A 6292-nucleotide genomic window follows, 5' to 3' on the forward strand; every position below is an offset into this window, starting at 1 on the left:
CCCGATCCAATGTGTCGTTTTTTTGATGGGTAAATTTTCGATCCGCCAAAACAAATTTGCAAAAATCTGGAAGTTCCATCGATTTATGCTCTCAAAGCGTTGCAAAAAATATTCCTTCCCCAGCGTGGTGCATCGCAATAAGCTAGAATAGAGAGTCCTACGCGTCAGTACGACAGTCGATCTCCTCATGAACGCTCCTGCCAATATCCACGCCCTGCTCGAAGAAAACGCGCCCATCCGCCTGCGCGAAATCCCCTATAACTACACGTCGTTCTCCGATCGCGAGATCGTGATCCGTCTGCTGGGCGAGTCATCGTGGCAATTGCTGGACGAATTGCGCGGCGCCCGCCAGACCGGGCGCTCGGCGCGCATGCTGTACGAGGTCCTGGGCGACATCTGGGTCGTGCGCCGCAATCCCTACCTGCAGGACGACCTGCTGGACAATCCGAAGCGCCGCGCCAAGCTGATCGAAGCGTTGCACCACCGCCTGGCGGAAGTCGACAAGCGCCGCCTGACGGTCGACGCGGGCGAGTCCGATCCGGCCACGGCTGCACGCCGCAGCAGCGCGGTCGAACAGCTGCTCGTCGCCGCGCGCCGCGCCGTCGACGATTTCGGCCGCGAGTTCGCGGACACCTACGACCTGCGCAAGCGCGCCAAGGCCGTGCTGGGCCGCTACACCGATAAACGCAACATCCGCTTCGACGGCATGCACCGCACGTCGCATGTGACGGACGCGACCGACTGGCGCGTCGAATACCCGTTCCTCGTGCTGCTGCCGGATTCGGAAGACGAGATGGCCGGTCTGGTCAAAGGCTGCATCGAGCTCGGGCTGACCATCATCCCGCGCGGCGGCGGCACCGGCTACACGGGCGGCGCGATTCCGCTCACGCCCATGTCGGCCGTGATCAACACGGAAAAGCTGATCGGCATGGGCGCCGTCGAGATGACGCGCCTGCCGGGCGTGGACCGCGACTACGCGACCATCCATACCTGCGCCGGCGTCGTCACGCAGCAGGTCTCGCAGGCGGCCGAGCGGGCCGGTTTCGTGTTCGCCGTCGACCCGACCTCCGCGCACGCCTCCTGCATCGGCGGGAACATCGCGATGAACGCGGGCGGCAAGAAGGCCGTCCTGTGGGGCACGGCGCTCGACAACCTGGCCTCGTGGCGCATGGTCGATCCGAACGGCGACTGGCTTGACGTCACGCGCGTCGACCACAACCTGGGCAAGATCCACGACGCCCCGGTCGCCACGTTCAAGCTCGAATGGACGCATCCGTCGGAAAAGGGCGCACCGAAGGGCGAGCCGTTCCGCACGGAGACGCTGGCCATCGAAGGCCGCCGCTTCCGCAAGGAGGGCCTCGGCAAGGACGTCACCGACAAATTCCTCGCGGGCCTGCCGGGCATCCAGAAAGAGGGCACCGACGGTTTGATCACGTCGGCGCGCTGGATCCTGCACAAGATGCCGAAGTTCACGCGCACCGTCGCGCTGGAATTCTTCGGCCAGGCGCGCGACGCGATCCCGTCGATCGTCGAGATCAAGGATTACCTGGACAGCCTGCCGAAGAGCGGCAAGCCGGAATTCGCCAGCCTGCGCCTCGCGGGCCTGGAGCACTTGGACGAGCGCTACCTGCGCGCCGTCGGCTACGCGACGAAGTCCAAGCGCGGCACCTTGCCGAAGATGGCGCTGTTCGGCGACATCGTCGGCGACGACGAGAACGCCGTCGCGCTGGCCACGTCGGAAGTCGTGCGCCTCGCGAACACGCGCGTGGGCGAGGGCTTCGTCGCCGTCAGCCCGGAAGCGCGCAAGAAATTCTGGCTCGACCGCGCACGCACCGCGGCCATCGCGCGCCACACGAACGCTTTTAAAATCAACGAAGACGTCGTCATCCCGCTGAACCGGATGGGCGAGTACACGGACGGCATCGAGCGCATCAACATCGAGCTGTCGATCAAGAACAAGCTGCAGCTGGTCGAAGAACTGCACGCGTATTTCGCGTCCGGCGGCCTGGAAGTGACGAAGGCCGACGATGCGACGGGCGAAGGCGTGTCGAAGGAAGAGATCCTCGGCGACCGTCCGCAGCAGGCCGACGAGCTGCTGGGCCGCGTGGCCGCGCGCTGGACCTGGATCATGGCGAGTCTCGACCTGCCGCTGGGCGAGGTGCTGGACAAGCTGGCCGACGTCGGCCTCGACGGCCTTGCCGGCACGTTCCAGGCGCGCCTGGCGCAGCAGCCGGATGCCAAGCTGTTCGACGTCGTGCAGGACCGCACCGTGCGCGTCTCGTGGAAGAGCGAGATCCGCGCGCTGCTGCGTCAGATCTTCAACGGCGCCGCCTATGCGCCGATCCTCGACGAGGCCACGGCGATCCACAAGCGCGTGCTGCGTTCGCGCGTGTTCGTCGCGCTGCACATGCACGCGGGCGACGGCAACGTGCACACGAACCTGCCCGTGAACTCGGACGACTACGCGATGCTGCAAGACGCGCACAAGGCCGTCGAGCGCATCATGAAGCTCGCGCGCTCGCTGGACGGCGTCATCTCGGGCGAGCACGGCATCGGCATCACGAAGCTGGAATTCCTCACCGACGACGAGATCCGCGACTTCCGCGACTATAAACAGCGCGTGGACCCGGAAGGCCGCTTCAACAAGGGCAAGCTGCTCAACAGCGAGAACGCGTACGCCGACCTGCGCAACGCGTACACGCCGTCGTTCGGCCTGATGGGCCACGAATCGCTGATCATGCAGCAGAGCGACATCGGCGAGATCGCCAACAGCGTCAAGGACTGCCTGCGCTGCGGGAAGTGCAAGCCGGTGTGCTCCACCCACGTGCCGCAGGCGAACCTGCTGTACTCGCCGCGCGACAAGATCCTCGCGACGTCCGCGCTGATCGAAGCGTTCCTGTACGAAGAGCAGACGCGCCGCGGCGTGTCGATCCGCCACTGGGAAGAATTCGAGGACGTGTCCGACCACTGCACCGTGTGCCACAAGTGCGTGACGCCGTGCCCGGTGAACATCGACTTCGGCGACGTCTCGATGAACATGCGTAACCTGCTGCGCAAGATGGACAAGCGCAGCTTCAAGCCGGCCCAGCGCGCGGGCATGTTCTTCCTGAACGCGACCGACCCGACGACGATCAACGCGATGCGCAAGGGGATGATCGACTGGGGCTACAAGGCCCAGCGCCTGGGCGCGAGCGTGTTGAAGGCCGTTGCCAAGGAACAGACGAAGGCGCCGCCCCCGACCACCGGCAAGGCGCCGATCCGCGAGCAGGTGATCCACTTCGTCAACAAGAAGATGCCGGGCAACCTGCCGAAGAAGACGGCGCGCGCGTTGCTGGACATCGAGGACGACAAGGTCATCCCGATCATCCGCAATCCGAAGGTGACGAGCGCCGATACGGAAGCCGTGTTCTACTTCCCGGGTTGCGGCTCCGAGCGCCTGTTCTCGCAGGTGGGCCTGGCCACGCAGGCGATGCTGTGGGAAGTGGGCGTGCAGACCGTGCTGCCGCCGGGCTATCTGTGCTGCGGCTATCCGCAGCGCGGCGCCGGCCAGTACGACAAGGCCGAGAAGATGATGACGGATAACCGCGTGCTGTTCCACCGCATGGCCAACACGCTGAACTACCTCGACATCAAGACGGTCCTCGTCTCGTGCGGCACGTGCTACGACCAGCTGGCGACGTACGAGTTCGAAAAGATCTTCCCGGGCTGCCGCATCATGGACATCCACGAGTACCTGCTGGAGAAGGGCGTCAAGCTGGAAGGCGTCACCGGTACGCGCTACATGTACCACGACCCGTGCCACACGCCGATGAAGCTGGGCGATTCGATGAAGACCGTGAACGCGCTCGTGCAGACCGTCGACAACGTCAAGATCGAGAAGAACGACCGCTGCTGCGGCGAGTCGGGCACGTTCGCCGTCAGCCGTCCGGACATCTCGACCCAGGTCCGCTTCCGCAAGGAGCAGGAGATGGTGAAGGGCGCCGACAAGCTGCGCGCCGACGGCTTCAAGGGCGACGTCAAGATCCTGACGAGCTGCCCGTCCTGCCTGCAGGGCCTGTCGCGCTACAACGAGGACTCGGGCACGACGGCCGACTACATCGTCGTCGAGATGGCGCGCCACCTGCTGGGCGAGGACTGGATGCCGAACTACGTCGCCAACGCCAACAACGGCGGCATCGAGCGAGTGCTCGTATGACGGCGCGCGTGGCCGGCTGCGAGCTGTGCGAGCTGTCGGCGCCGACCGTGGTCGACAACGACAAGTTCGCCGTCATCCTCGTCGACGACGCCAACTACCCCGGCTTCGCGCGCGTGATCTGGAAGGATCATGTGCGCGAGGTGAGCGACCTGGCCGACGAAGACCGGCTGCTGCTGAACGATGCCGTGTACAAGCTCGAACTGGCGGTACGCGAAGTGATGCGGCCGCTGAAGGTCAACGTGGCGAGCCTGGGCAACGTCGTGCCGCATTTGCACTGGCACGTGATCCCGCGCTATGCCGACGACGCGCATTTCCCCGCGCCCGTGTGGGCGCAGGCCCAGCGCGCGACGCCGGATGCCGTGCTGCAGGCGCGGCGGGCGCTGGTGCCGCAGTTGGCGGAGGCGATCGCGCGCCGCTTCGCGAGCCGTTAAAATAGGCTTTCGCCCGCACGCACACGACACCATGCCCATCCCCACCAACCTCACCATCCGCCAGCAATCGAAGGTCCTGGAAATCGCCTTCGACGACGGCGCCGCCTTCGCCATCCCGTTCGAACTGCTGCGCGTGTATTCGCCGTCGGCCGAAGTGAAGGGGCACGGTCCGGGCCAGGAAGTGCTGCAGGTCGGCAAGCGCGACGTCGGCATCCGCGGCGCCGAGCCGGTCGGGAACTACGGCGTGAAGCCGCTGTTCACGGACGGCCACGAATCCGGCATCTACACGTGGGACTATCTGTACAAGCTGGGCAACGAGCAGGACAAGCTGTGGCAGGATTACCTGGACCGCCTGCATGCGGCGGGCTACGCAGGCGACAGCGGCCGCGAGGCGAGCGCCATGCCGGCGGCCGGGCCGAAGGGCGGCGGTTGCGGCAGCGGAGGATGCGGCGGGCACTGACACCGTCGCGGTACCGACGACGTCAACGAAAAAAGCGCCGGTTTGCACACGGCGCTTTTTTCTTTGCCGGCCGGATGGGCCGGTGCTATCGGGTCTGCGTCCCGGTCAGGATTACTGCGGTTGGATGTTTGCTGCCTGCTTGCCTTTCGGGCCCGAGGTGACGTCGAAGCTCACGCGCTGGTTTTCCGCCAGCGATTTGAAGCCGGCCGAATTGATGGCCGAGAAGTGTGCGAACAAATCGTCGCCACCATCGTCAGGTTTGATGAAACCGAAGCCTTTTGCGTCGTTGAACCATTTCACAGTGCCAGTCGCCATGTTTCTCTCTCTCAAGAAATTTTTTTAAAAAGTCATTCATTTTGCTGGCGACACATGGTTAAGCGATAAAGCATCCCTGTTCCAGACTGTGCGCTAGCGAAAATCATTATAAGCAGAGTTTTAACAATTGTGATGCACGATTGCTACCTCGTGTGGCAAAGGCGACATGTGCGTCGATTGTGATAAAAAGTGTCTTTTGGGCAACGTCGGCATGCTATCCTTGTGGTCACCCAGGAAAGGATAGCAATGGTCAAGGTCACCGATGTTCCAGCCGACAGTGCCGTGCACGCGATGCGTGCCCAGGCGGATTATTGGGACGCCTACGAAATCGCGTGCCCGGACGATCTTCCGACGGCGTTGCAGGCTTATTTGACTTTTACCGCCCGCACGCCGGCATGGATAGCCAAACTGATGGCCGTGCGCAATGCCGCCGTCCGGCTGGTGGGACTCAAGGACGTGGGGGCGCTCGAGCACGTGCCGCCCGCATCCGCCGCCGGCACGCTGGGGCCGGGCGATCGCGTCGGCATTTTCACGATCCGGTCCGTGCGCGACGAGGAAGTCGTGCTCGAGATCATCGATTCGCATCTGGACGTCGTCGTGTCCATCTACCGGCACGGCGACTCTCCCGCGCGGCTGACGACGAGCACGCTCGTCTTCTACCACAACGCGGTGGGGCGGCTATACATGCTGCCGGTCGCGCCCATGCACCGGATCGTCGTGCGTTCGATCATGGGGAACGTCGCCGCCGCCCGGTAAGGCCCCTTTAAGAGGCTATCCCAGTAGACCTGCTGAGCGCCAGGCGATGATTCCGCATACCAGATGAAGAAAGGCAAGGTAATTGCTCGCTTTCTTCGGCCAACGGATCAGCAAACCCCGAAACCGGTTCATCCA

5 protein-coding genes and 1 pseudogene are annotated in these 6292 nt (G+C 64.0%); 4 read left to right on the plus strand and 2 right to left on the minus strand.

All coding sequences use genetic code 11. The features are described 5' to 3' along the window. Window positions 1-187 precede the first annotated feature (187 nt). Genes ISF28_RS28495 through ISF28_RS28505 form a run of 3 tightly spaced genes read left to right on the plus strand, consistent with a single transcriptional unit; the run spans window position 188 to window position 5086 of the window. Window positions 188-4195, plus strand: coding sequence for a DUF3683 domain-containing protein (locus ISF28_RS28495; protein WP_198120562.1), 4008 nt, complete (start codon window positions 188-190; stop codon window positions 4193-4195). Continuing rightward, window positions 4192-4626 carry an HIT family protein gene (locus tag ISF28_RS28500; protein ID WP_198120563.1) on the plus strand — a complete coding sequence of 145 codons (435 nt, stop codon included), beginning with the start codon at window positions 4192-4194 and terminating at the stop codon, window positions 4624-4626. Before ISF28_RS28495 ends, ISF28_RS28500 begins: the two co-directional genes overlap by 4 nt. 31 nt (window positions 4627-4657) lie before the next feature. Further along, a complete protein-coding gene (locus tag ISF28_RS28505) occupies window positions 4658-5086 on the plus strand; it encodes a gamma-butyrobetaine hydroxylase family protein (protein WP_198120564.1) in 429 nt (142 codons plus the stop codon). Between the two features lie 111 nt (window positions 5087-5197). Here ISF28_RS28505 and ISF28_RS28510 read toward each other — a convergent pair whose 3' ends face one another. Next, a complete protein-coding gene (locus ISF28_RS28510) occupies window positions 5198-5401 on the minus strand; it encodes a cold-shock protein (protein WP_056448893.1) in 204 nt (67 codons plus the stop codon). A 246-nt stretch (window positions 5402-5647) separates the two neighbouring features. Here ISF28_RS28510 and ISF28_RS28515 point away from each other — a divergent pair, with 246 nt between their 5' ends. Then, window positions 5648-6157: a DUF2867 domain-containing protein gene (locus ISF28_RS28515; protein ID WP_198120565.1), complete on the plus strand. Its 510-nt coding sequence runs from the start codon at window positions 5648-5650 to the stop codon at window positions 6155-6157. A 15-nt stretch (window positions 6158-6172) separates the two neighbouring features. On the opposite strand, the pseudogene ISF28_RS28520 reads toward ISF28_RS28515, so the two are convergent. Then, window positions 6173-6292: pseudogene (locus ISF28_RS28520) on the minus strand (IS5/IS1182 family transposase); the annotation flags it as partial.

Source organism: Massilia rhizosphaerae (genome assembly GCF_016093545.1).
Taxonomy (GTDB): Bacteria; Pseudomonadota; Gammaproteobacteria; order Burkholderiales; family Burkholderiaceae_D; genus Telluria; species Telluria rhizosphaerae.

Excerpts from the sequence above, each read along its gene's own strand:
- ISF28_RS28495 (WP_198120562.1), top strand. The coding sequence starts at position 188 with ATGAACGCTCCTGCCAATATCCACGCCCTGCTCGAAGAAAACGCGCCC.
- ISF28_RS28500 (WP_198120563.1), top strand. The coding sequence starts at position 4,192 with ATGACGGCGCGCGTGGCCGGCTGCGAGCTGTGCGAGCTGTCGGCGCCG.
- ISF28_RS28505 (WP_198120564.1), top strand. The coding sequence starts at position 4,658 with ATGCCCATCCCCACCAACCTCACCATCCGCCAGCAATCGAAGGTCCTG.
- ISF28_RS28510 (WP_056448893.1), bottom strand. The coding sequence starts at position 5,401 with ATGGCGACTGGCACTGTGAAATGGTTCAACGACGCAAAAGGCTTCGGT.
- ISF28_RS28515 (WP_198120565.1), top strand. The coding sequence starts at position 5,648 with ATGGTCAAGGTCACCGATGTTCCAGCCGACAGTGCCGTGCACGCGATG.